The organism is Amycolatopsis sp. NPDC049688 (genome assembly GCF_040674975.1).
Lineage (GTDB): Bacteria > Actinomycetota > Actinomycetes > Mycobacteriales > Pseudonocardiaceae > Amycolatopsis.
Genome location: NZ_JBFANY010000014.1, coordinates 129907 through 153754 on the forward strand (window position 1 = coordinate 129907; position 23848 = coordinate 153754).

The 23848-nt window shown below is 71.8% G+C and carries 20 protein-coding genes; 10 read left to right on the forward strand and 10 right to left on the reverse strand.

The window, feature by feature from the left end; translation table 11 throughout:
* The first annotated feature begins 177 nt into the window (after positions 1–177).
* Positions 178–3816, forward strand: a complete 3639-nt coding sequence (locus tag AB0J55_RS34170; RefSeq protein WP_364258059.1) for a tetratricopeptide repeat protein — start codon at positions 178–180, stop codon at positions 3814–3816.
* Between the two features lie 22 nt (positions 3817–3838).
* Here the strand turns inward: AB0J55_RS34170 and AB0J55_RS34175 are convergent, their stop codons facing one another.
* Positions 3839–4465: a glyoxalase gene (locus tag AB0J55_RS34175; RefSeq protein ID WP_364258062.1), complete on the reverse strand. Its 627-nt coding sequence runs from the start codon at positions 4463–4465 to the stop codon at positions 3839–3841.
* A gap of 243 nt (positions 4466–4708) precedes the next feature.
* Here AB0J55_RS34175 and AB0J55_RS34180 point away from each other — a divergent pair, with 243 nt between their 5' ends.
* Entirely contained in the window at positions 4709–5407 is a 699-nt protein-coding gene (locus tag AB0J55_RS34180; RefSeq protein WP_364258065.1) for a GNAT family N-acetyltransferase, read from the forward strand.
* On the forward strand, positions 5407–5619 hold the full coding sequence (infA, locus tag AB0J55_RS34185) for a translation initiation factor IF-1 (protein ID WP_364258068.1): 213 nt from the start codon (positions 5407–5409) through the stop codon (positions 5617–5619). The genes AB0J55_RS34180 and infA overlap by 1 nt, the downstream gene beginning before the upstream one ends.
* 58 nt (positions 5620–5677) lie before the next feature.
* Here the strand turns inward: infA and AB0J55_RS34190 are convergent, their stop codons facing one another.
* Entirely contained in the window at positions 5678–6139 is a 462-nt protein-coding gene (locus AB0J55_RS34190; RefSeq protein WP_364258071.1) for a phage tail protein, read from the reverse strand.
* Between the two features lie 70 nt (positions 6140–6209).
* A complete protein-coding gene (locus tag AB0J55_RS34195) occupies positions 6210–6770 on the reverse strand; it encodes a TetR/AcrR family transcriptional regulator (protein ID WP_364258074.1) in 561 nt (186 codons plus the stop codon).
* A gap of 89 nt (positions 6771–6859) precedes the next feature.
* Here AB0J55_RS34195 and AB0J55_RS34200 point away from each other — a divergent pair, with 89 nt between their 5' ends.
* Positions 6860–7399 (forward strand): cupin domain-containing protein, encoded by a 540-nt coding sequence (locus tag AB0J55_RS34200; RefSeq protein WP_364258077.1) that lies wholly within the window; start codon positions 6860–6862, stop codon positions 7397–7399.
* A 4-nt stretch (positions 7400–7403) separates the two neighbouring features.
* Here the strand turns inward: AB0J55_RS34200 and AB0J55_RS34205 are convergent, their stop codons facing one another.
* Positions 7404–8111 (reverse strand): hypothetical protein, encoded by a 708-nt coding sequence (locus AB0J55_RS34205; RefSeq protein WP_364258080.1) that lies wholly within the window; start codon positions 8109–8111, stop codon positions 7404–7406.
* Positions 8112–8234: 123 nt separating this feature from the next.
* Here AB0J55_RS34205 and AB0J55_RS34210 point away from each other — a divergent pair, with 123 nt between their 5' ends.
* Both AB0J55_RS34210 and AB0J55_RS34215 read left to right on the forward strand, forming a co-directional pair.
* Positions 8235–8558, forward strand: coding sequence for a YciI family protein (locus AB0J55_RS34210; RefSeq protein ID WP_364258083.1), 324 nt, complete (start codon positions 8235–8237; stop codon positions 8556–8558).
* A complete protein-coding gene (locus tag AB0J55_RS34215; RefSeq protein WP_364258086.1) occupies positions 8555–9790 on the forward strand; it encodes a DUF6596 domain-containing protein in 1236 nt (411 codons plus the stop codon). Before AB0J55_RS34210 ends, AB0J55_RS34215 begins: the two co-directional genes overlap by 4 nt.
* A gap of 28 nt (positions 9791–9818) precedes the next feature.
* Here AB0J55_RS34215 and AB0J55_RS34220 read toward each other — a convergent pair whose 3' ends face one another.
* Positions 9819–10967, reverse strand: coding sequence for an epoxide hydrolase family protein (locus tag AB0J55_RS34220; RefSeq protein WP_364258089.1), 1149 nt, complete (start codon positions 10965–10967; stop codon positions 9819–9821).
* Positions 10968–11044: 77 nt separating this feature from the next.
* Between AB0J55_RS34220 and AB0J55_RS34225 the strand changes: the two genes are divergently transcribed.
* Positions 11045–11608, forward strand: coding sequence for a CGNR zinc finger domain-containing protein (locus tag AB0J55_RS34225; protein WP_364258092.1), 564 nt, complete (start codon positions 11045–11047; stop codon positions 11606–11608).
* 115 nt (positions 11609–11723) lie between these two features.
* A complete protein-coding gene (gene fxsT / locus AB0J55_RS34230; RefSeq protein ID WP_364258095.1) occupies positions 11724–14888 on the forward strand; it encodes an FxSxx-COOH system tetratricopeptide repeat protein in 3165 nt (1054 codons plus the stop codon).
* Between the two features lie 40 nt (positions 14889–14928).
* On the opposite strand, the gene AB0J55_RS34235 is transcribed toward fxsT, so the two are convergent.
* The gene (locus tag AB0J55_RS34235) at positions 14929–15591 is read right to left on the reverse strand and encodes a dienelactone hydrolase family protein (RefSeq protein WP_364258098.1); all 663 of its coding nucleotides are present in this window, start codon (positions 15589–15591) and stop codon (positions 14929–14931) included.
* 180 nt (positions 15592–15771) lie between these two features.
* On the opposite strand from AB0J55_RS34235, the gene AB0J55_RS34240 reads away from it, so the two are divergent.
* A complete protein-coding gene (locus AB0J55_RS34240) occupies positions 15772–17124 on the forward strand; it encodes a TrpB-like pyridoxal phosphate-dependent enzyme (protein WP_364258101.1) in 1353 nt (450 codons plus the stop codon).
* 49 nt (positions 17125–17173) lie between these two features.
* Here the strand turns inward: AB0J55_RS34240 and AB0J55_RS34245 are convergent, their stop codons facing one another.
* On the reverse strand, positions 17174–18778 hold the full coding sequence (locus AB0J55_RS34245; protein ID WP_364258104.1) for a hypothetical protein: 1605 nt from the start codon (positions 18776–18778) through the stop codon (positions 17174–17176).
* Positions 18779–18945: 167 nt separating this feature from the next.
* Entirely contained in the window at positions 18946–20220 is a 1275-nt protein-coding gene (locus AB0J55_RS34250) for a diguanylate cyclase (protein WP_364258107.1), read from the reverse strand.
* A 208-nt stretch (positions 20221–20428) separates the two neighbouring features.
* Between AB0J55_RS34250 and AB0J55_RS34255 the strand changes: the two genes are divergently transcribed.
* Entirely contained in the window at positions 20429–20686 is a 258-nt protein-coding gene (locus AB0J55_RS34255) for a hypothetical protein (RefSeq protein ID WP_364258110.1), read from the forward strand.
* 30 nt (positions 20687–20716) lie between these two features.
* On the opposite strand, the gene AB0J55_RS34260 is transcribed toward AB0J55_RS34255, so the two are convergent.
* Both AB0J55_RS34260 and AB0J55_RS34265 read right to left on the reverse strand, forming a co-directional pair.
* Positions 20717–21916: an MFS transporter gene (locus AB0J55_RS34260; RefSeq protein WP_364258113.1), complete on the reverse strand. Its 1200-nt coding sequence runs from the start codon at positions 21914–21916 to the stop codon at positions 20717–20719.
* A gap of 51 nt (positions 21917–21967) precedes the next feature.
* The gene (locus tag AB0J55_RS34265) at positions 21968–23755 is read right to left on the reverse strand and encodes a VanW family protein (protein WP_364258116.1); all 1788 of its coding nucleotides are present in this window, start codon (positions 23753–23755) and stop codon (positions 21968–21970) included.
* Between the last annotated feature and the right edge of the window lie 93 nt (positions 23756–23848).

A 23848-nucleotide genomic window follows, 5' to 3' on the forward strand; every position in this document is an offset into this window, starting at 1 on the left:
CCAGTCTGCCCGGCCGCCGGCCCCGCCGCGCGCCGGTGGCCGGGTATTGTGCGCGCACAACGATCTTTCCCCTTTCTCCGACGGTCATTTGTCCTTGATTTGTCGCATTTCTCCCGCCATCCGCTCCGGTTCGCCGGATACCCTGCAGGAAGGGGCTGGGAAGCGAGGGGACTGGCGGTGGGCGAGCGATCCGGCACGAAGCCGCGACCGCGGCGGGTGTTCATCTCCTACGCCCCGGAACCGGGTTCGGCCGCCGACGACCGAATGGTCCGGGAACTGTGGGTGTTCCTGCGTTCCTGTGGCGTCGACGCCCGGCTGGACCTTTCCGAGGAACACCGCCAGGACTGGTCCCTGTGGCTGGCCGAGCAGATCCGGGAAGCCGATCACATCCTGGTCGTCGCCTCGCCGCAGTACCGCGAAGGCGCGGAGGGGCGCGCCGCCGCGGACGTCGGCCGCGGTGTGCAGTGGGAAACCCGGCTGATCCGGGACGCGTTCTACCGCGACCCGCACGCCCTGGACCGGTTCGTGCCCGTCGTGCTGCCCGGGCAAAGCCTCGACGGCGTGCCGGACTTCCTCGCCGCCGCCACCACGACGGTGTACCGCGTCGACCGGTTTTCCCTGGCCGGCGCCGAATCCCTGCTCCGGTTGCTGACCGGCCAGCCCGCCTACCCGGAACCGCCGGTGGGGGAGGCCCCGGTGCTGCCGCCGGTCGGCCTGACGGCCGATCCGGCGAGCCGGCCGCCGCGGTTTCCCCTGGCGGTGCACCGGACCGTGCTCGTGGTCGACGTCGAGGGGTTCGGCGACCACCACCGGGCGAACCACCACCAGGTCGCCGTCCGGGACACGATGTACGAGACGCTGCGCCGGGCGTTCCGCAAGGCCGGCATCTCCTGGGACACCTGCTACCACGAAGATCGCGGGGACGGCGTGTTCGTGCTGGCCCCGCCCGACACCCCGAAGTCGGTCTTCGCCGACGTGCTGCCCGCGGCCCTCGTCGAGGGCCTGAACGCGCACAACCGGCGTGCGGCCCCCGAAGAACGCATCCGGCTGCGGATGGCCCTGCACGCCGGGGAAGTCCGGTACGACAGCCACGGCGTGACGGCGGCGTCGGTGATCCTGACGTTCCGGCTGGCCGACTCGCAGCCGCTGAAAACGGCGCTGGCGAATTCGCCGGGGGTGCTGGCGATCATGGTTTCGGCGTGGTTCTTCGACGAGGTGGTCCGGCACAGTCCGGACGGTTCGCCGGGTACTTATCGGCCGTTCGTCGTCGAAGCCAAGGAAACCCACACGATCGGCTGGGTGTGCCTGCCCGACCACCCCTATCCGGACAACCCGGTGCACCTGCAGCAGCACCTGATGAACGCCAACGTTCATTTCACGGTGCCCGATTCCGCCCCGAACACCCGGCAGGAGGAACCGCAATTCGCCGTGCGCACGCTCCCGCGCGACGTGCCTGCCTACACCGGCCGGGCCGCGGAGCTCGCCTGGCTGACCGACGCGGTCGCCGACGCTGCCGGCCGCGGGGACGCGGTCGCGATCCACGCCGTCGACGGGATGGCCGGGGTCGGCAAGACCGCGTTCGCCGTCCACGCCGGGCACCTGCTGGCCGAGCGGTTCCCGGACGCGCAGCTGTTCGTCCGCCTGCACGGGCACACCCCCGGGCAGCAGCCCGCGGACCCGGCCAACGTCCTGGCGGCCCTGCTGACCAGCATGGGCGTGCCGGCCCAGCAGGTGCCCGCCGATCCGGACGCGCGGGCGGCCATGTGGCGCGACCGGCTGGCGGGCCGCCGGGTCCTGCTGATCCTCGACGACGCCGTCAGCTACGCCCAGGTCGAGCCCCTGCTGCCGGCGAGTCCCGGGTCGCTGGTGATGATCACCAGCCGCCGCCGGCTCACCGCGCTGACGGGCGTGGTGTCCCTGCCGATGGACATCCTGCCGCCCGACGAGGCGGCGTCGCTGTTCACCCGGCTGTCCGGCCGGCTCGGCGGGGCCGCCGACGCCGAGCACGTGGACCGGGTGGTCCGGCTCTGCGGGATGCTGCCGCTGGCCGTTTCCCTGCTGGCCGGGCGGTTTCGCAGCCGTCCGCAGTGGAGCGTGGCCAAGCTGGCCGGCGACCTGGGCTCGGCGCACGACCGGCTCGGCGAACTGCGGGCGGAGGACATCGAGGTGGCCGCCGCCTTCGACCTGTCCTACCGGGAGCTCACCGCCGACCGGCAGCGGTTCTTCCGGCGGCTCGGCCTGCACCCCGGGCCGGAACTGGACGCCCACGGCGCCGCGGCACTGGCGGACGTCCCGGTGGCCGAGGCCGGCGCGCACCTGGAGGTCCTCTACAACGACCACCTCGTCGAGGAGCCGGCGTTCGACCGCTACCGCATGCACGACCTGATCCGCGAATTCGGCCGCAAACTCAGCCAGGGCGACGCCGCGGCCGACCGCGAGCAGGCCATCGGCCGCCTCTTCGACCACTACCGCGCGACGGCCGCGGTCGCCGCGCACCACATCGCCCGGGACGTCACCACGGACGGCCAGCGCGACTCCGGTGGCGCGTTCCGGGGCCGCGTCCCGGCCGGGCACGGCGTGCGGCTCAGCAGCCGGATGGAGGCCTGGGCCTGGATGCGCACGGAGGCGGTGAACCTGATCGCCTGTGCCGAGTACGCCATCGGCCACGGGTGGCACGACCAGGTGATCGGGCTGGCGGAGAGCCTGGCGAAGTTCCTCTACCTCGCCGGGCCGTGGGACCAGGCGGTGCGGTTGCACGAGGCGGCGGCGGAGTCCGCGGCCCGCACCGGCAACGAGCTCGCCCGGGCGCACGCGCTCAACCGGCTGGGGAACGTGCAGCGGCGGATGGGCAGCTACAAGCGCGCCATCGAGTCGCACACGGCGGCGCTGGACTGCTACACGAGACTCGAGGACGAGGCCGGTCAGGTGGCTGCGTGGGGGCAGCTCGGGGCCGTCCGGCGCCTGGTCGACGACTACCGCGGCGCCGCCGCGGCCTACACCCGGGCGCTGGAGATGGCCCGGGACCTGGACGACCGCTCCAGCGAGGCGCGTTCGCTCAACCAGCTGGGCATCGTCCACCTGGTCGACGGGGACTACCAGGCGGCGGTGGCCGCGCACACGAAGTCCCTGCGCCTCTACGAGGACCTCGGCGACCAGCTCGGCCAGGCCGATGCCTGGAACGAACTGGGCATCGCCCGCCGCACGATGGGCGACTTCGACGGCGCGATCGAGGCGCACACGCGGGCCGTGCACGGCTTCCAGCAGGTGGGCGACCGGTTCAGCGAGTCCTTCGCGCTCAACAGCCTCGCGGTCGTGTGGCGGATGGTCGGCAAGTACCGGAAGGCCATCGACGCCCACCAGCAGGCCCTGGCCATCTCCCGCACGCTGGGCGACCGGCTCGGCGAAGCGGGCGGCCTCAACGAGCTGGGGGCCGCCCAGCACCGGATCGGGGACCTGGCCGCCGCCGAGCAGAGCCAGGTCCAGGCCCTGAAGATCTACCGCGACCTGGGCAACCGCCTGGGCGAAGCCGAAGCCCTGAACCACATCGGCGTGCTGTTGATGGAAACGGACCGGGTCGGCGAAGCAGCGTCGCGCTACGAAGGGGCGTTGGCCCTCGCCCGGGCCGTCAACAGCCCGCTGGAGGAGGCCCGGGCGCTGGACGGGCTGGGCCGCTGCGCCGCGCGGTCGGCCCGGCCGGACGTCGCGGCCCGCGAGCTGCGGACCGCGTCGGAAATCTTCGAGCGCATCGGCGCGTCCGAAGCCGGCGACACCCGGGAATACCTCGAACGGCTGCGGACGGCCGGGAACGGCGCCTGACGCCGGCCCGGCGCGCGGCCGATCAGGAAAGGCTCGCGGCGGCCGTCGTCTCCCAGGCGAACCCGTCCGGGTCGGTGAACGGCTCGGTCGCGCCGCCGACCGCGATCCGGTGCGAGCCGGTGCCCTCGGGCGGGACGCCGGCGTCCTTGGCCAGGGCCTTGCGCCGGTACAGCGCCAGCTTGACCGGGCTCGACCCGGCTTCGAACTCGACGTACATCTTCCCGAAGCTCTTCCCGACGGCCAGGCCGCGGTCGACGTAGAACTTCTTGCTCGCGGTGACGTCGGCGACGCCCAGCAGCAGCACGACGGCGTCGATCTTCCGGGTCGCCGGGCCGGTGTTCTTCTTGGCGGAGGTGGCGAGCTTCCAGATCGTCCCGTCCGGCGCCCGGACGGTGCCGCCGTAGCCCCACATGGACTTCGTGGCGGGCTTGATCGTCGTGGCGCCGGCTTCGAGGGCGGTGCCGATGAGGGAGTCGACGTCGGCGGGCTGCGGCACGGTGAGGGAGAGGGTGAAGCCGCGGAAGCCGGTGCTGGGGGCGTCCGAGGCGCGGAAGCGCAGCTGCGTGGTGAGCCCGAAGGCGTCGGCGTAGAAGCGCTCGGCAGCGGCGGGGTCGGTGACTTCGAGGGTGATGATTTCGCTGTTCGTCATGCCGGTAACGCTAGGTCCGGCGCGCTGACCGGCGCTTCTCGATTCCTGACCGGTCTCGGCGGCGGAAAACCGGTGGGCGGGACGCGCGCGGGGCTGCTAGCTTGCCCCTTGACCGTGACCCGGCCCGAGGAGGTGAGACCCGTGAACGTTGTACGCAGTGGGTGCTCCCTCTCGTCGTCACGGGCGGGCGGCTGACGGAGGTGTCGCCGGGAGCGCTTCGAGAGGCTCCCGAAAGGCGACACCATGAATCATCTGTTCGAAAGACCGGGCGTGGCCGGCCGCGGGGAAGTGTCCCGGCGACCGGACGGCCGCCTCTTCCTCAGCATCGACACGTGGGACGACGCGGGCTTCGCGCTGCTCGCGGCGGACATGCTGCCGGCCCTGCCGAGGCCGCTGTTCACCGTGGTCGACGAAGCGGACGCGGATCTCCGGGCCCGCTGGGAATCGGCCGGGTTCACGATCCGGCGCCGTGAATGGGAGTACGTGGTCCCGACGGACGTCGATCCCGTTCCCGTTCCCGCGGGCGTGACGCTCGGGCCGCCGTCCGACGAGCGTTCGCTGCGCGCGTTCGAAGACGTGATCCGCGCCGAGGTGTCGGCGGCGGTGGGCTGGCAGGAGATGCCGGCCGAGATCCTGCCCCGCCCGGACACGCCGGACGTCACCAAGTACGTGGTGGCGGCGGCCGGGGGTGGCTACGTGGGCTTGGTCCGCCTGGCGGCGGTGACGCGGCAGCCGCGCATCGGGCTGATCGCGGTCCGTGCGGACCGGCAGCGCCGCGGGATCGGCCGCGCGCTGCTCTCGTCCGTGCTGAATACGTTGCACCGCAAGGGAATTCCGACGGCGTCGGCCGAGGTGAACGAGACGAACCCGGCTGCGGTGGCGCTGTTCGAGGGCGCCGGAGCCCGCCGGGTGGGCAGCAACCTCGAGCTGGTGTTGCGCTGATGGCCGGCATCGAAGTCGAGGGCACGGTGATCGAGTGCCTGCGCGGAGCGACGTTCCGGGTGGAACTCGAGAACGGGCACAAGGTCCTCGCGCACATCAGCGGGAAGATCCGGAAGAACTTCATCAAGATCCTGCCGTTCGACCGGGTCCTGGTGGAGCTCAGCCCGTACGACCTGAACCGCGGCCGGATCCTGTTCCGCTACCGGACGTAGTACGGCGGCCGTCGCCGGGTCTCCGGACCCGGCGGCGGCCATCGCCGGGCGAGCTTGGTCAGTACTCGCCCTTGATGACGAAGTACGAGCCCCGGATGGTGCCGGCCAGTTTGGACTTCTGGCGGGCGAACTTGAACGACGACAGCTCCCCGGGCACGTCCATCCCGTCGGAGAGCTTGAACCCGACCGCCCGCTTCCCGCCGTCGTCCACGGTGTACATCACGTTGACCGACAGGCCGCTTTCGTAGAACACGTAAGCCATCCGGATGTTCTCGACCTGGAACGCGGTCGCCTCGAGCGGGCGGGAGGCGATGACGATGCCGCGTTCCTCCTCGAGGATCCGGTGCACCCAGTCGACCGTCGGCCGGGCGTCGGCCGCCGGCTCCACGGTGAACTCGTGGTCGTACTTGTTCTTGAAGTAGCGGGCTTCGTTCGCCCGCAGGCCGGCCAGCGCATCGGCGACCGGCGACGTTTCCAGGCCGGTCATCGATACGGTCCCGAAGTCGACGGCATGGGGCATGGCGCAGTCCTCCGCGTGGGTCCGGGCGATCGGCCTCAGCGTAGGCGCCGGTGGCGGCGCGGACCACCCGTCACGCCGGCAGGAAGACGGCCGCCGCCTCGTCGGCGAGGTGGGCGGCCTCGGGCGGGTGGGGATCGGTCTGGGCCAGGTGCACCAGCCCCAGGATGGCCGCGTAGGCGATGCGGGCCCGCGTCGCCGCCCGGTCCGGCGGCAGGCCGAGCTCGCCGTACGTCCTGGTCAGCAGCTCCAGGCGGGCCCGGTTCACCCGGTGCACGGCGTCGCGGGCCCGGGGGTCGTTGCGGTCGCCGAGCAGGCTCAGGTGCACCGAGGGCGCGAGCGGCCGGACCGCGTGCACGACGGCGGACAGCAGTTCGCGCAACCGCTGCGCCGGGTCGCTGATCGCGGCGAACTCGGCGAGTCCCTCGTCGCCGTGGCTTCGCGTCCACTCGGCGAGGGCCGCCGTGACCAGTTCGTCCCGGTTCCGGTAGTGCGCGTAGAAGCTGCCCTTCGTCACGCCGAGGGTGCGCGCCAGCGGTTCGACCGCGACCGCGGCCAGGCCGCCGTCCGCGATCGCCCGCACCGCGGCCCGGGCCCAGTCCTGCGCGGACAACCGGGTCGACTCCTTCGCCACGGGCCAGAGGATACGCCGGCGTATTGACCGGCCTCGCAGGCGGAGGATACGGTGGCGTATCCATACGCAGGCGTATCAAAGGGGGACGGGTGGAACACCAGCGAATCCGCCGGGTGGTGACCGGCCACGACGGCGCGGGCCGGGCACGCGTGGTCGACGACAGCGCCGTAGAGCCGGTCACTTCCGCGCTGCTGCCCGGCTGCGCGGCCTACCGCCTGTGGGGGCGGGACGAGCGGCCCGTCTTCCCGGACGACGGTGCGCCGCGTCCCGCCGGGGCGTACTACCCGCCGCCGGCCGGGTCCCGGTTCATGGTCAACACGATCCCGCCGGGCGATCCGGCCCCGCCGCCGGACGTCGACGTGGCCGCCGCCCTCGCCGAACTGGAGCGGCGGATGCCCGGCGCGGCGGCCACGATGGATCCCGGCGACCCGGGGATGCACGTCACCGACAGCATCGACTACGTCGTGGTGGTCGCGGGCGAGATCACCCTCGACCTCGGCGACGGCGAGCGGACGGTGGTCCGGGCGGGCGACGTCGTCGTCCAGAACGGCACCCGGCACGCCTGGCGCAACCACGGCACCGAACCCTGCACGATCGTCGGCGTCGCCATCGGGGCGGACCGCGGCTGAAGGGTCAGCCGCGGGCCGCTCCGGCCAGCACCTGGTGCAGCCGGGCGAACCGCACGGGATCGACCGCGGCCGGGTCGTCCGCCAGCTCGATCACCGTGGCCCCGGCGGGCGTCCGCCGGACGTGGGCGCCCAGCTCCGCCGGGAGGGGCGGCAGCGCCCGGCCGCGGCCGGCGTCGAAGTAGGTCGACCAGCTCAGCCACTCCGGCCAGGCACCCGGGGGCGGCGGGACGTCGGCCGAGCGCGGATCGCGCAGCGCGTCCCAGATCTGCTCCAGCGACCACTCGTCCTCGACCCGGCCGAACAGCGCGCCGAGCTCGTCCGCGAGGGCCACCCACAGCCCGGTGAGCCGCCGGTGCAGGGCCCGGAACGGCTCGGCCCGGGCATCCGGGGTCCGCCGGCCGTAACACGCGTCCAGCGACAGCATCACGGTGTCCCAGTCGCCGTGACGGGTGAACAGCAAGACGTCCACATCGGACCCCAGCCACAGGTTGGTGCCCCACGAACCGGTGGCCAGGCCCGGCACCAGCTGTTCCCGGTCCAGCACCCGGTGCTCGCCCTCGTGCCCCGGGGACGAGCCGAAGCCGTTGCACCCGCCGCCCGGCCGTTCCGGGGACAGCCCGGCCGTGCCGGCCACGGCCAGCAGCCGTTCGACGCCTTCCCGGCCCAACGCGCCGGCGGGGAACGTCAAATCCCATGACCAGTCCGAGCCCATGGGGACCAGCTTGGCACCGCGGCGCGGGAAGATCCTCCGAAATAAATCCGGGCGGCGTGTCGGATCCGTACGGTGGCGTTCGTAGCAGGGGTGAAGCGGTCCTTCGCACACAGGGAGTTTCGGATGCAGTACCTGGTTTCCGTGATCGACGACAAGAGCAATCCCGGCAGCACCGACCGGCAGCCGGCCATCAGCGAGTTCAACGACCGCCTGATCGCCGAGGGCTACTGGGTGTTCGCCGGGGGGCTCGCGGACACCGACGCGGCCACCGTCGTCGACAACCGGGGCGAGCAGGCGGTGTTCAGCGACGGGCCGTTCGTGGAGTCGAAGGAGTACCTCGCCGGCGTGTGGGTGTGGGAGGCCCCCGACCTGGACGTGGTGCTCAAGCTCGCCGCGGAGGCGTCGAAGGTCTGTGACCGCAAGATCGAGGTCCGGCCGTTCCGGTGAGCGACGTCGAAGAGGCGGTCTCCCGAGCTCACCGCGCCGAGTGGGCGCGGGTGGTGGCCGCGCTGACCAGGCGGTTCGGTGATCTCGACGTCGCCGAGGAGGCGGCGGCCGAGGCGTTCGCGGTCGCCGTCGAACGCTGGCCGGCCGACGGCGTGCCGCCCAGCCCCGGCGCCTGGCTGACCACCACCGCCACCCGCAAGGCCATCGACCGGATCCGGCGCGAGAGCAAGCGCGACGACAAGCACAGGGAGGCTCTCGTGGGGTACGACGACGACCCGCCGCAGCCGCCCGGTGCCCTCGACGACGACCGGCTCCGGCTGATCTTCACCTGCTGCCACCCGGCGCTGGCGGTGGAGGCCCGCGTGGCGCTGACGCTGCGCCTGGTCGCCGGGCTGACCATGCCCGAGATCGCCCGCGGGTTCCTGGTCGCCGAGAGCGCCATGGGGCAGCGGATCACCCGCGCGAAAGCCAAGATCAAGGCGGCCCGCATCCCGTACCGCGTGCCGTCCGCCGAGGACCTCCCGGCCCGCGTCGACGGCGTGCTCACCGTGCTGTTCCTGGTGTTCAACGAGGGTTACCTGGCGACCGGCCCGGGCACCGATCCGGTGCGCCGCGACCTGACCGCCGAGGCGATCCGCCTCACCCGCCTGATCCACGCCCTCCTGCCGGACGACGGCGAGGTGACCGGGTTGCTGGCGCTGATGCTGCTCACCGAGGCCCGCCGTGACACCCGGGTCTCACCGGACGGCGAACTGGTCGCCCTCGGCGAGCAGGACCGCGGCGCGTGGGACACAGCGCTGATCGCCGAGGGGCACCGGCTGGTGCGTGAGCGCCTGGCCACCGGCGTGGCGCCGGGGCGCTACCAGGTCCTCGCGGCGATCAACGCCGTGCACACGTCCGCCCGGGACATGCGCGACACCGACTGGTCGCAGATCCTCGCGCTCTACGACCAGCTCGTCCGGCTCGACCCGTCGCCGATCGTCGCCCTCAACCGGGCCGTCGCGGTCGCCGAGCTCGACGGCCCGGAGGTGGCGCTGGCGGCGGTCGACCGGCTCGAGGCCAAGCTGGCCGGCTACCACGCCTACCACGCGACCCGGGCGGATCTGCTGCGCCGCCTCCGCCGCAGCCGCGAGTCCCGCGCGGCGTACGACCGGGCCATCGAGCTGGCGGGCAACACCGCCGAGACGGCCGCCCTGACCCGGCGCCGCGATCAGCTCGAAATCAGGCCTTGACGATCCCTCCGGCCGGGCGGACACGGGTTCACCGCGCGGCGGCCAGTACCGCCGCGAGGCCGTCTTGCAGGTCCTTGACGAAATACCCGGGAACCTCCAGCGACGGGAAATGGCCCCCGGCCGGCGGTGCCGCCCACCGGACGATCCGCCGGAACCGCTCCTGCGCCCAGGGACGCGGGCACTTCTCGATGTCGCGCGGATACACGCTGATCGCCGCCGGGACGTCGACCCGGAGCCCGGGATCCAGCGAATCGTGGCTCTCGTAGTAGATCCGGGCCGCCGATGCGCCGGTCCGCGTCAGCCAGTACAGCGTGACGTCGTCGAGGATCCGGTCCCGGGAAATCGTCTCGAACGGGCTGTCCTCGGTGTCCGTCCATTCGGCGAACTTGTCGAGGATCCAGGCGAGCAGGCCGGCCGGTGAGTCGACGAGCGAGTAGCCGATGGTCTGCGGGCGGGTCGCCTGCTGCTTCGCGTACGCCGCGCGATGGCGCCAGAAATCGCGGGTTTCCTCCGCCCAGCGGCGTTCTGAGGCCGTCAGCCCGTCCGTGGGCAGGCCCGGCGGCGCCTGCGCGGTCGTGGTGTGGATGCCGAGGACGTGCGCCGGGAACCGGCCGGCGAGGATCGTGGTGATCACGCCGCCCCAGTCGCCGCCGTGCGCCGCGAAGCGGGGGTAGCCGAGCCGTGTCATGAGTTCGACCCAGGCGGCCGCGATCTTTTCGGTCCCCCACCCGGTGGTGGCGGGTTTGCCGCTGAAACCGAAACCCGGCAGGGACGGGGCCACGACGTGGAAGGCCGGTGCCCCGGCGGTTCCGGGATCCGCCAGCTCGTCCACGACGTCGGCGAACTCGGCGACGCTGCCCGGCCAGCCGTGGGTCAACAGCAGCGGGGTGGCGTCCGCGCGGGCGGATCGGCGGTGCAGGAAGTGGATCCCCAGGCCGTCGATGGTCGTGCGGAACTGTCCGATGCGGTCGAGCCGCGCTTCGAACGACCGCCAGTCGTACCCGGTACGCCAGTAATCGACGACGTCGACGAGATCGGCGAGCGGAACACCCTGCTCCCAGCGGCCGGACGTCGTCTCCGGTTCCGGAAGCCGCGCGGCGGCCAACCGGGCACGCAGATCCTCGAGGTCGGCGTCGGGGACGTGGGCTTCGAACGGGTGCACGTCGCTGGTGGGCATGGGACCTCCTTGGCTGAACCGGCTAAGACGGTTCTAACACGGTCCGCGGGCGGCGGGCAACCTGCTAAGGTGGTTCCATGCGAGCGGGGTTCCCCGGTTTCCGGCTGGGCAGCGTGCTGGCGACCAGCTTCACGGGAACGTTGTCGGAGCGTCGCGGCGACGCGGTGGAGCGCATTCCGACACCGCAGCGCCTGGTCGATTGGCTGGTGGTGAACGGCCTCGACGTGGAGTCCTGCACGGAGGCCCAGCTGGAGCTCGCCCGTGAGCTGAGGGAAGCGATCCACGCGGCGGCCACAGCGGCGGCGATGCAGGAAGCCCTCCCGGCGCCGGCGGTGGAGGTCATCAACCACCGCAGCAGCGAGGGCCGGGCGGTGGCCGTCCTGACGCCCGAGGGCGACCGGCGGTGGCGGCTCAGCTCACCGGACGGCGTGGAAGATGCGTTGGGGGTGATCGCGGCCGACGCGATCAGTATTCTGGCGGGAGAGCGAGACGGGAAACTGGCATTGTGCGCGTCGCCCACTTGCCGGGCGGCGTTTCTCGACACCAGTCAGAGCCGGACTCGCCGGTGGTGTGACATGAATACGTGCGGGAACCGGCAGAAGAAGGCTCGGTTCAACGCCAATCAGCGCAAGAACTCCTGACGGCCGGCCGCAGCTCGGGCGTCGAACACGGTGGTCGGCAAGGTTTTTGCGCGGGCGTTGTCCCGGAAGCGATCGAGCATGGCGGAAACCCCGGACCGCCCGCGATACTCGGGGCGTGGCTGAGGTCGTGAACACCGTCGGCGGCTTCGTGCCGGGTTCCGTCGTCCAGGCCGGGACGATCACCGGCGGCGTGCACTTCCACGCGCGCCGGTCCGATCCGGCGCCGGCCGTGGGGCGCGTGCCCGCCGCGTCCCGGCTCTTCGTCGGGCGCTCTGCCGAGCTGGCCCGGCTCGACCGCCTCCTCCGCGAGGCAGGGCCGGTCGCCGTCGTGCACGGGTTGGGTGGGGTCGGCAAGAGCACCCTCGTGGCCCGCTATGCGCACCTCAACGCCGAGCGGTACCGCTTCACCTGGTGGATCACCGCGGACACGCCCGCCGCGATCCGGGGCGGGCTGGCCGAGCTGGCCGTGGCCGTGGCGCCGGATTCCGCCGCCCTGGCCGTCGGCGAGCGTGTCGAGGTGGCCCTCCGGTGGCTCGGCGGCCGCCGTGACTGGCTGCTGGTCCTCGACAACCTGACCACCCCCGCCGACGCCGAGGTGGTGCTCGGCCGGGTTTCCGCCGGCACCGTCGTCATCACCGCCCGGCAGCGCACCGGCTGGCGGGGCCTGGGCACCCTGGCCCTCGACGTGCTGCCGTCCGGCGACGCGGAGGAACTCCTGACCCGCGTCGTCGCCGCGGACTGGCCGGAGGCCGACGTCCCGCTCGCCACGCCGTTGTGCGAGGAACTCGGCTGGCTGCCCCTGGCCTTGGAGCAGGCCGGCGCCTACCTCGCGCAGACCCGCATCACGCCGGCCGCCTACCTCGAACTGCTCGCCCGGTACCCCGCCCGCATGTTCGCCGCCACCGGCGAAGGCGGGGACGCGCAGCGAACCATGGCCCGGGTCTGGCACGTCACCTTCGACCGCCTCGCCGCCACCCCGGCGGCCGGCGCACTGCTGCGGCAGCTGGCCTGGTACGCCTCGGCCGGCATCCCGCGCCTGCTGTTCGACAGCCCGGACGACCTCGACGCCCTGGGGCGGCTCCACGCCTTCAGCATGATCAAGCTGACCGACGGCGACATCGCCGTCCACCGCCTCGTCCAGGCCGTCACGCGCACCCCGGACCCGGCCGATCCCCACCGGCAGCCCGGGCTCATCGCGGACGCCCGCGCGGCCGCCACCGCCCGGCTTTCCGGCAGCCTGGCCGAGGACTTCCGCGATCCCCGGTCCTGGGCGCGGTACCGGGCCACCCTGCCGCACGCCCTGGCCCTCCTCGCCTTCGCCGCCCCGGAGACCGACATCGCGGAGACCTGTCAGCTGCTGACGAAGGCCGGGTCCTTCCTCCGCGACCAGGGTGACCTCGACGGCGCCATCGACCTCCTCGAACGGTGTGAGCAAAGCACCCGCCGGGTGTTCGATCCCGAGGACAGCCCGGCGCTGACCGCTCGAATCAACCTGGCCAGCGCGTACAGCGCTGCCGGGAAGGTGGACCGCGCCATCCCGATGCTGAAGGACGCCATCGCGGACGGCGAGCGCCTCCTCGGTCCCGATCACCTCGGCGTCCTGACCTTCCGCAACAACCTGGCGGTCGCCCTCCACACGGCCGGTGATCTGGCGAGCGCCCTGCCGCTGACCGAGGCCGTTCTCGCGCAGTACGAACGAGTTCTCGGCCCCGATCACCCGATCACCCTCACCTGCCGCAGCAGCCTCGCCGCCTGCTACGAGTCCAAAGGGGACTTCCGGCGGGCCATCCCGCTCTATGAGTCCACTTTGGACCGACGCTGTGCGGTCCTGGGACCCGAGCACCGTGACACCCTGACGTCGCAACGCAGCCTTGCGTCGGTGCACGCGCAGCTCGGTGATCCGGCCCGTGCTGTCGAGTTGCAGCAGGCGACCGTCGTCACCGTCGAGCGGATCCTGGGCGGGGAACACCCCGAAACGCTGGCCGCCCGCGAGGAGCTGGCCGATTTCCACCGGTCGAAGGGTGAACTCGCGAAAGCCGTTGCCGGCTACACGGCGACCCTCGAAATCCGCACCCGGATATCCGGGCTGCTTCACCCCGCCACGATCAACTGCCGGAAACAGCTCGCCGACGCGACCCTGGCGGCGGGCCGGGTGGCGGACGCCATCGCCGAGCACCGCAAAATCGTCGCGGACTGTGAGCAGGCCCTGGGCCGCACCCATCCGACGACGATCCTCTGCCGGGCGGCCCTGGCCGGCGCCCTTACCCGATCCGGCGATCTGCCGCGCGCCATCGGCCTGTACCGGGAGCTGCTGCCCGCCTGCGAGAAGACATTCGGCCCGGACAGCCCGACCTCCCTCGGGTGCCGCATGAACTTCGCGCACGCGTTGGCCACGGCCGGTGATCTCCCGGGCGCGATCCCGTTGCTCGAAACGGCTGCGGCCGCCTCCGAACGGCTCCTGGGCCGCAGCCATCCGACCACCCTCGGTTCCCGGGACGAGCTCGCGGATGCCTTGCTCGCCACCGGCAAGGTGGCGGAGGCGCTGGCCATCCACCGAGACGTTCACGCCGAAGCGACCCGTGTGCTGGGTGAAGACCATCCGGACACGATCGGGTACCTCAGCAACCTCGCCGGCGCGCACGAGCGTGCCGGCGACGTCGCCACGGCACTCTCGCAACACCAGGCGGCGCTCGCCGCCGCCGAACGGGTCCTCGAGCCGGACAGCCCGAACACCTTCACCCTGCGCAACAACGTCGCGAACGCCCACGAGTCGGCCGGGAACGTGGCCGCCGCGATTCCGCTGCACGAAAGCCTCCTGACCGACCGGACCAGAGTTCTGGGGCCGGCCCACCCGGACACCTTCAGCACCCGGAACAACCTCGCCCACGCCTACCTGAGCGTCGGCCGCCTCGACGAGGCCACGGCGATGCTCGAGGCCGTGGCCGCCGACCGGGAACGGACCTTCGGCGCCGATCACCCGGACACGCTGGTCTCCCAGGACAACCTGGCCACGGCCTACTTCGCGGCCGGCGACTGCGCGAAGGCCCGGCAGGTCTGGACGGACGTGGTCGCGCGGCGCACGCGCGTCCTCGGCGACGAGCACCCCGACCTGCTCGGCTCTCTCGTCGGGCTCGGCATGGCCCACGTGCTCGAACGTGACGTCGCCGTCGGTCTCTCCCTTCTGCAGCGCGCTCACGCCGGCTTCGCGAAGGTCCTGGGCCCCGATGACCCGCAGACGAGAGCGATCCGGGCGCGCATCGACCGGATCCGGAGCTTGTGAACTCTGACAAACGCCGGGCGCGGTGCAGTGCGCGCCCGGGTCACGCCGGCAACGTCCGGCGCAGGAACTCCGTCGTCAGCTCCCACGCGCGGGCCGCCGCGGCGGGGTGGTGGAACATCGGGGCCACGTGGTTGTGGAACGCGTGCCCGGCCTCCTCCTGGACGTGGATCTCCGCCCCGGGGTGCGCCGCCACCGCGGCCTCCACCACGGCCACGTCCGACCGCGGGATGTACGGGTCCTGCCCGCCGAAGTGGAACTGGATCGGGCACGACACCCGGTCCAGGGCCGCGATCTGCTCCGGCACCCTCGAGCCGTAGAAGGACACCGCCACGTCGGGGTCGCCCTCGGCCGCCGCCGCGAAGGCCAGCGAGCCGCCCAGGCAGAAGCCCAGCACGCCGACCCCGCCCGAAACCGACGGCAGCGCACGCAGGTGGGCGACCGCGTCGAGCACGTCCGACAGCCCCAGCGCCGGGTCGAACTTCGCCGCCACCTCCGCCGAGGCCGCGACGCCGGCTTCGTCGTGCGTCGACGACCAGCCCGGGGCGATCCGCCGGAACAGCTCGGGGACCGCCACCACGTACCCCGCCTCCGCCAGGCCGGCCGCGACCGAGCGCAGGTAGTCGTCCAGGCCGAAGATCTCCTGGACCAGCACCAGGCCCGGGCCACGGCCGGACGGCGGGTGCCACATCGGGAGGTCGGTCATCGCAACGTCCTTTCCGGGATGCCGGCGACCGGGGCGGCCTGCCGGCCGTCCGGGTCGGAACCGTCTACTGCGGACACGTACGCCCGTCCGGGGCGGCCGGGACCGGATTCCTCACCCGAACACCGTACTGGCTCCACGGCCGGGAGCGGCCTAGGTTGGGATGCCGACCAAGGAGGCGTGATGGCTGAACAGACCAAGTACGTCCTGGACGAAGCCGATCTCCCGACCCAGTGGTACAACGTCATCCCCGACCTGCCCGAGCCGCCACCGCCGCCGCTGCACCCCGGCACCCGCGAGCCGGTCGGGCCGGCGGACCTCGCGCCGCTGTTCCCGCAGGCGCTCATCGCCCAGGAAGTGACGACGGATCGCTATGTCGACATCCCGGAGGAGGTCCGGGAGGTCTACCGGCTCTGGCGCCCGTCGCCGCTGTTCCGCGCGCGACGGCTGGAGAAGGCGCTGGGCACCCCGGCGCGGATCTACTACAAGTACGAGGGTGTCAGCCCGGTCGGCTCGCACAAGCCGAACACCGCGGTGCCGCAGGCGTTCTACAACGCGGCCGAAGGCGTCACGCGGCTGACCACCGAGACCGGGGCCGGCCAGTGGGGCAGCGCGCTCGCCTTCGCCTGCGCCCAGTACGGGCTGGAGTGCGAGGTCTGGCAGGTGCGCGCGTCCTACGACCAGAAGCCCTACCGCAAGCTGATGATGGAGACGTTCGGCGCGACCGTCCACCCGAGCCCGTCGGAGCTGACCGAGTCCGGTCGCGCGATCCTCAAGGACCACCCGGACTCCACCGGCAGCCTCGGCATCGCGATCAGCGAGGCCGTCGAGCAGGCGGCGCAGGACCCGGACACGCGGTACGCGCTGGGCAGCGTGCTCAACCACGTGCTGCTGCACCAGACCGTTATCGGCGAAGAGGCGCTCCGCCAGTTCGAACTGGCCGGCGACACCCCGGACGTCCTGGTCGGCTGCACCGGCGGCGGTTCCAACTTCGGCGGCCTGGCCTTCCCGTTCCTGCGCGAGAAGCTGGCCGGCCGGATGGACCCGGTGATCCGCGCGGTCGAGCCGGCCGCGTGCCCGTCACTCACGCGGGGGAAGTACGCCTACGACTTCGGCGACACCGCCGGGCTCACCCCGTTGCTGAAGATGCACACCCTCGGCCACGAGTTCATCCCGGACCCGATCCACGCGGGCGGCCTGCGCTACCACGGGATGTCACCACTCATCTCCCACATCTACGAGCTGGGGCTGATCGAGGCGCTCGCCGTCGGCCAGCAGGAGTGCTTCGCGGCGGGGGTGCAGTTCGCCCGGTCGGAGGGCATCATCCCGGCACCGGAGCCGACGCACGCCCTGGCGGCGTGCATCCAGGAGGCGTTGCGGTGCAAGGAAACCGGGGAGGAGAAGGTGATCCTGACGGCGTTGTGCGGGCACGCCCACCTCGACCTGCCCGCGTACGGTGCCTACCTCGCGGGGAACATGGTGGACAACGAGCTTCCCGACGCCACGCTCGAAGATTCCCTGGCGACGCTGCCTTGAGGTGCGGACCCGGGTGGCGTCCGGCGCGGCCGGACGCCACCCGAGGGTGCTACTGCTGACCGGAAAGGATGCGGCTCGCGGCCTTCAGGGAGTTGTAGATTTCGACCTCCCCGCGGCCGAGGCCCTCGTACAAGGCCCTTTCGCACTGCCGGGCGCGCTCTTGCAGGTCCCGTCCGAGCAACCGGGAGGCGACGAGCTCGTCCACGCCGACGCCGAACGTCGGACCGCACCACGGCGGGAGGTGATCGGCGGCCGCCAGCAGGTCCAGCAGTTCCGTGGCGGCCGGGGTGACGTCGTCGCGGTGGAAGATGCGGATCCGGCAGTCCACCATGGCGCGCGCGATCTTGTCGGTGTCCGACACCGGCTGGGCCGCCGCCAAGCGGGCCCGGGCTTCATTTTCCCCGGGGGAACCGTCGGCCAGCAGCCAGGCGGCCGTCGCATGCGTGATCGGGTGGCTTTCGCGGGAGATCCCGATTCCGGCCAGTTTTTCCACCTCGTCGACGTCGAGGTCTTCGCACAGGGGCCAGATCAGGGTGGCCAGGCAGCCGTCGGTGATCCCGCGGCGCACCGCGAACCTGGCCAGCTGCCAGTACTGGCCGGTCCGCAGGTTCATGAACGACGAAGTCGTCAGGAGGTTGATCAGGACGTCGTCGACGGTGTGGTGCCGTCGAGGCCGGTCGTCGTCGCCGGTGCGCAGGACGACTTGCGCCTCGGCGAGGGAATAGGCTTTCTCGTGTTCGTTCTCGCCGACCAGGACCATGACCCGGGCGCCGAGCATCGCGGCGTCCCGGAAACGCTGCTCGTCGAGCGTGTCCAGCCAGCGCCGGGCCTCCTCGATCCGGCCCAGCACGCTCAGCGTCGCCACGATGTTCGCGTGGTCGGCGGGCTGCCGGACGAATTTCTTGTACTGGAACAGGACCTTGCCGATCATGGCGAACAGGCAGATCCCGGCCAGGGTCAGGAGAATGGCCGACGGCGTGCGCGGCGTGCTGAGAACGACGTCGAAGACGTGGGTGAAGGCACCCAGTCCCTTGATCTGGTCGATGACGACGTCGAGCGTCGGTTTCCCGCCCACCTGGAGGGGGCCGAGCAGCAGGGAACCGGAAAGGAGCGTGAGGTATTGCAACGCCGCGATCGCGATGAACTGCACGTACGGCTGCATCAGGTTCCGGCGCAGCTGACCGGGCAGGTCGAGGGCGGACAGGGAATTCGAGATCAGGTTGGCGATCAGGGCGACCAGCAGGAACACGGATCCCGTGTCGATCGCCCAGCCCGGGCCGTCCAGGATCCGCAGCACGAGGAGCAGCAGGGCGAACCCGAAGAGCGCCAGGGCGATCTGCAGGTTCACGGGCGCCAGGTTCACGCCTCTGGTCCGCTCGCGGTAGTCCTTCGAGATGATCCCCCGGCGCATGTAGGCGACGGTGACCGGCCAGGCCGTGGTGAAGATCGGGAAGAACAGGAGCCGGTACGTTATTATCCACCGCAGCCGCGACAGCAAGCCTTTTTTGAATTGGCGCTGGAAATTGGCGAGCCCGACGACCCTGTCGATCGACTTTTCGGCGAGCTTGAAGGTCCGCGGACCCATGAAAAAGGCGCTGATCATGGCCAGTACCGCGCCGATGGCCAGGTAGATCACGATGATAGATGCAGTCATCCCGCTTGACCGCCTCCCTCGTCAGCCCTGATCCGGGGATCCGGTGAAATGATACGCCGGGCTCGGGCCGGGTTGGGGGAAAAGGCCGGTCATGTCCGACCTGTGACCCCGGCGCGCGCGAAGCCCGTGAATCACCCTCGAATCGGGCGGGGCGAACCCGGGGGAGGTCAAAGGGCGTCCGGGATCTCCGGGCGCGTCAGTTCCGTGCGGGCGGTGGCCAGTACCACCCGGTCGCGGCCGCCCGCCTTGGCCTCGAACACCGCGTCGTCCGCCGCCTGCAGCAGGATCGTGTACTCCGTGGCCGTTTCCGGGTACACCGCGGCGCCGATCGAGGCCGTCAGGCCGGTGATCACTTCGGGTTTGCCCGGGCGGATCACCGGGACCGGAACCTCGATGCGGGCGATCGCCGTGCGGATGCGGTCCGCGACCGACGCGATCTCCGCGCTCGTCGTGCCCGGCAGCAGGACCACGAACTCGTCGCCGCCGAAGCGGCCAACGTAGTCGCCGCCGCGGACCGAGCCCTGGATCGCCGCCGCCACCGCGCGCAGGACCTCGTCGCCCGCCAGGTGGCCGTTGCCGTCGTCGATGGCCTTGAAGTGGTCGATGTCGATCATCAGCACACCCGCCGTCGAGGACAGCTCCGCCGCGCGGGCCAGCTCGTTGCGGGCCAGCTGGACCCAGAACTCCGGGGCGAGCAGCGCCGTCTTGGAGTCCGTGCGCGCCGCCGCCTGGAACTGGGGGAGCAGCAGGCCGATGTGCAGCGCCACCGGCGTCACCATCAGCACCGGCAGCAGCCACGGCCGGACCGTCATCACCAGCGCGATGCCGCAGCCGACGCCGACCGCGGCCAGCACGATCAGCACGTCGGACGGGTTGCCGAACGCCTGCCGCGGCGGCTTGCCCGGGTTGCTCATCAGGATCACCAGGATCACCAGCACGTAGTTGAGGCCGAAGTAGCCGAGCCCGGACACCAGCAGCGCGGTCATCCCGCCGAAACCGTCCAGATAGGGCACGTACGGCGCCACATGCCCGGTGCCCGCCGAAAGCACGCCGCCCGCGGCGGCGCAGGCGAGGATCACCGTGGCACCGGAAAACACTTTCCGGTGAATTACGCCCCGCCGTTTGTAGACCCGGACCCACGAATGGGCATAACTGACGACGATGACCACAGTGGCCAGCGGCGGGGGCAGCAGGAGGAGGCCGGCGAAGATCCAGATCGACTGCAGGTGCATGTGCGGCCGGCCGTCGGCGGCCAGCTCGCGGATGCGCTCGATCCGTTGCGCCGCTTCGAGGTGCACGATTTCACCGGCCAGGATCAGGCCGCACCACAGCAGCGACTGGGCCGTGATCGGCACCAGCGCGGCCGTCGTCGCGACCATGATCAACGCCAGCGCGTCGACGACGAGGACATAGCCGAGCACCGGAGTGGCCAGCTTCCACATCGCCCACGTACGGATACCTGATCGTGGACGTTCTGAGCTGGGCTTTCGCCCTTGGGACCCGGACAATCCCACGAAACGCCCCTCTTCCCAGGACGGAACTCTTCGCGGAAATCGTCACTGTAATCGAATGAACGCGGTGTGTCACTAGGCCGGTCAGGCTACCGTTCGGTCACGCACCGTGTGTAAACCCTCACGAACTGGAGAAATCATGTCGCACTTCCTGCCCAACGCCAACATCGTCCCGTCCCGCCGGCGCGCGCAGCGGCCGACCGACTGGACCCGGCAGCTCCCCACCGACTGGACCCGGGCGATCCCGACCGACTGGACCACCCGCCAGGCGCCGACCGACTGGACCGCCCGCGAACTGCCGACCGACTGGACCGTGCGCGAGCTGCCGACCGATTGGACCCGGCCCGGCGTCTCGCCAGCGCTGCCGCAGTGCCCGACCGATTGGACGCGGTCCTGACCGGTGCCCGGTGACCGGCACCAGCGCCGGTCACCGGGGATCCGGTTGCGCCTGCCGCCACAGGCGAGCCGCCCCCAATGCCGCCAGCACGCCCACACCGCCCGCACCGGCCACCACGCCGTGCGGAGCCACGCGTTCGGCCGCCAGGCCCGCGAGCACCACGCCGAGGCCCTGCGACACCCGCAGCGCCGTCAACGCGAACCCGAACGCCTGCGCCCGTTGCGCCTCGGGCGTCAGCTGCACGAACGTCGTGTTCGCGACCAAGTTGTACGAACTGGCCACCCCGGACAGCGTGAACAGGGTCAACGTGGCCGCCAGGTCCGGTTTCAGTGCGCAGCCCAGCAAAGCCGCGCACGCCAGCACGGCCAGCGGCCCCAGCAGCCGGCTGCGCCGCGAAGGCGGGATCCGCGACAGCGCCGCCATGCCGAGCACGTTCCCCAGCGCGTACGCCCCGAGCAGCAGCCCGACCACCACCGCCCCGCCGCCGAGCTCGGCGGCGTACGGCGCGGCGATCGCCTCGCCCGCGATGTAGATCCCCGACACGCACCCCAGCGCCACCAGGGCGAGCCGCCGCCGGTCGCCGGCCACCACCGTCCAGCCCGCGCGCACGTGCCGCCACCAGCGGACCCCGGCGTTCTCCCGCGGCGGCCGCGGGAGGACGCCGCTGACCAGGAACAGGGCCGACACGGCGAAGCTGGCCGCGTCCGCCATCAGGGCGCCGCCGGTGCCGAGGCGCGCGACGAGCAGCCCGCCGAGGGCGAACCCGGCGACCTGGCCCGCCTGCACGAGCATCATCAGCAGGCCCATCCCGGGCACGAAACTGTCGCCGGGCAGCACCTGTGGCAGCAGCGCAGCGCGCGCCGAATTCCACACCGGGTTGAACAGCTGGACGCCGACCAGCAGCGCCGCCACCGCCGGGAGCGGGAGTCCGGGTGTCGCCATCACGGCCACCGCGAGGGCCCGCAGGACGTCCGCCGAGACCATCACCGTCCGCGGCGGGTACCGGTCGGCCAGCCCGGACAGCAGCGGGCCGCCGACGAGGTCCGGCAGGAACGTCAGCGCGTAGGTCAGCGCGGCCCAGCCCGGTGAGTTCGTGCGGTCGTACACCAGGATCGACAGCGCGACCCGCGCCAGCTGGTCGCCGGTGACCGAGACGAGCTGCGCCGCGAACAGGGCCCGGAACTCGGTCACGCCGAGGACGTCCCGGAACCCCACCGCGCGTCCGCTCATGGGCACTCAGGGTACCGCCGCGGACGCCCAGCGTGAACGTCCGTTAGGAGGTCACTGCGCCTCGCCGCAGACGATTTTCGGCTGCGGGTTGTAGTGGACGGTCCGGGTCGAGCGGCTCACTTCGCGGCCGGTGGCGGCGTCCTTGAGCACGCGGGTGTCCGTGGTCGTGAACCCCGGCGCGCCGTTCGAGGCGTGGCAGTTCTCCGCCGGGCCCGGCTTGGGCTGCGGTTCGCTCTGGTTGGTCTGCGCGCCCGGGATCGACTCGACGGTGTAGCGCTTGGTGCCCCACAGCTTCACGGTGATCGACGACGGCGTCCAGATCGTCTGGATCGCGATGCCGGTCGGCGAGTCGTTGGTGAACTTGAGGTCGATGACGCTGGAGCCGTTGGGGTTCTGGAACACCGTGGCTTCGCGGGCGGGTGGGTAGCGGCTGATGTAGTAGCTGTGTTCCTTGTGGCCGGCGTCCTTCAGGCCCGCGAAGTACGCCGCGTTGTACAACGTGGTCGCGAACTGCGAGATGCCGCCGCCGACCTCGCGCCCCGGGGCGCCGTCCTTGATCACGCCCGCCTCGACGTACCCTTGCGCGGTGCCGCGCGGGCCGGTGAAACCGTTGAGGCTGAAGGTTTCCCCGGGTTTGACGATGGCGCCGTTCACCTTCTGCGCGACGACGCGGATGTTGACGCCGGAGTCCGCGGCGAACTTCTGCGTCGTGAACTCGCCGACGACCTCCTTGACGCCCAGCTGGTTCGCCTGGTCGGTGGTGACCTTCGCCGGGCTGTCCTTGTAGATCGCCGGGACCTCGCGGCCCTCGGTCTTCTTCAGCACGTCCGGCAGCGGCTTGAGGCTCGGGTCCCAGTCGATGGTCCGGCCGTCGGTGGAGGGGTCGACTGCGGGCTTGCCGCCTTCGAAGACGATGGTCGCGTCCTTGCCCTCCTTCTCGGTGGACTTCAGCTGCGGCCCGGCGGCTTCGGCGATCTTCGCGTTGTCGATCTTCGGCGTCAGCCCGCCGCCGTCGGCCGGCTCGAAGGTGATCGCCGCGGCGATCGCTTCCGGCTTCACCGTGGCGTCCTTGCCCTCGCCCTTGACCACGAGCGGGCCGGAGACGGCGGGGCGCGCGAACCCGTCGAGGGCCGCCTGGACGCCTTCGGCCGTGGTCCGGACCGGCGTGCTCGTCACCGGCAGGGCCAGGGTTTCCCCGCGCGCCCACTTCTCGACGACGGCGGCGGTCGCGGCCGGCACGTCGAGCTTCTGCCCGGCCTTCGGCGGCACGGCGACCGGCTGGACGCCGTCGAACTTCACGGTGCCCTCGGCCGGATCCCGGTCGACCTGGCCACGCAGCTGCTCGAGGGCGGCGGTGAGCTTCGCGTCGTCGGCGTGGCTGACGACACCGACCTCGCGGCTGGAGAACAGCGACGACAGCCGCGTGAACGGGTTCAGCGGCTGCTCGCCGGCCTGGTCGAGGGTCTGCGGCCAGTCGAGCTTCAGCCCGGCGATGGTCGGCGAGAGCGTGCCCTGGTACTCGCCGGCGGTGACGGTGATCGGGCGGGTCAGCCGCGGCTCGATCTGCCCGCGCAGCTCCTGCTCGGCGGCGTCGCGGTCCATCCCGCCGACGTCGACGCCGGCCACGGTCACCCCGCGGGGGACGCTGCCCTGGCTGATCAGCAGATCGATCCCGTACACCGCGACGAGCAGCCCGAACACCCCGCCCGCGATCAGGCCGGCCTTGCGGAAGGAGCGCTTCGACGTGCGACCGGGGTCCGGTTCCGGTTCGGGCCGGACGACCGGGAGGACGTCGGTCTGCTCACCGTGTGAGTCGGGCCAGCGCGGTTCGTACGGCAACTCTCCACCCCTTCAACAGGCGCCGGGTCGCGCCGGTGACGAGGTCAGCGTACGGGGCACCCGGACAAGCCGTACGACTCGCCCTAACGGGGG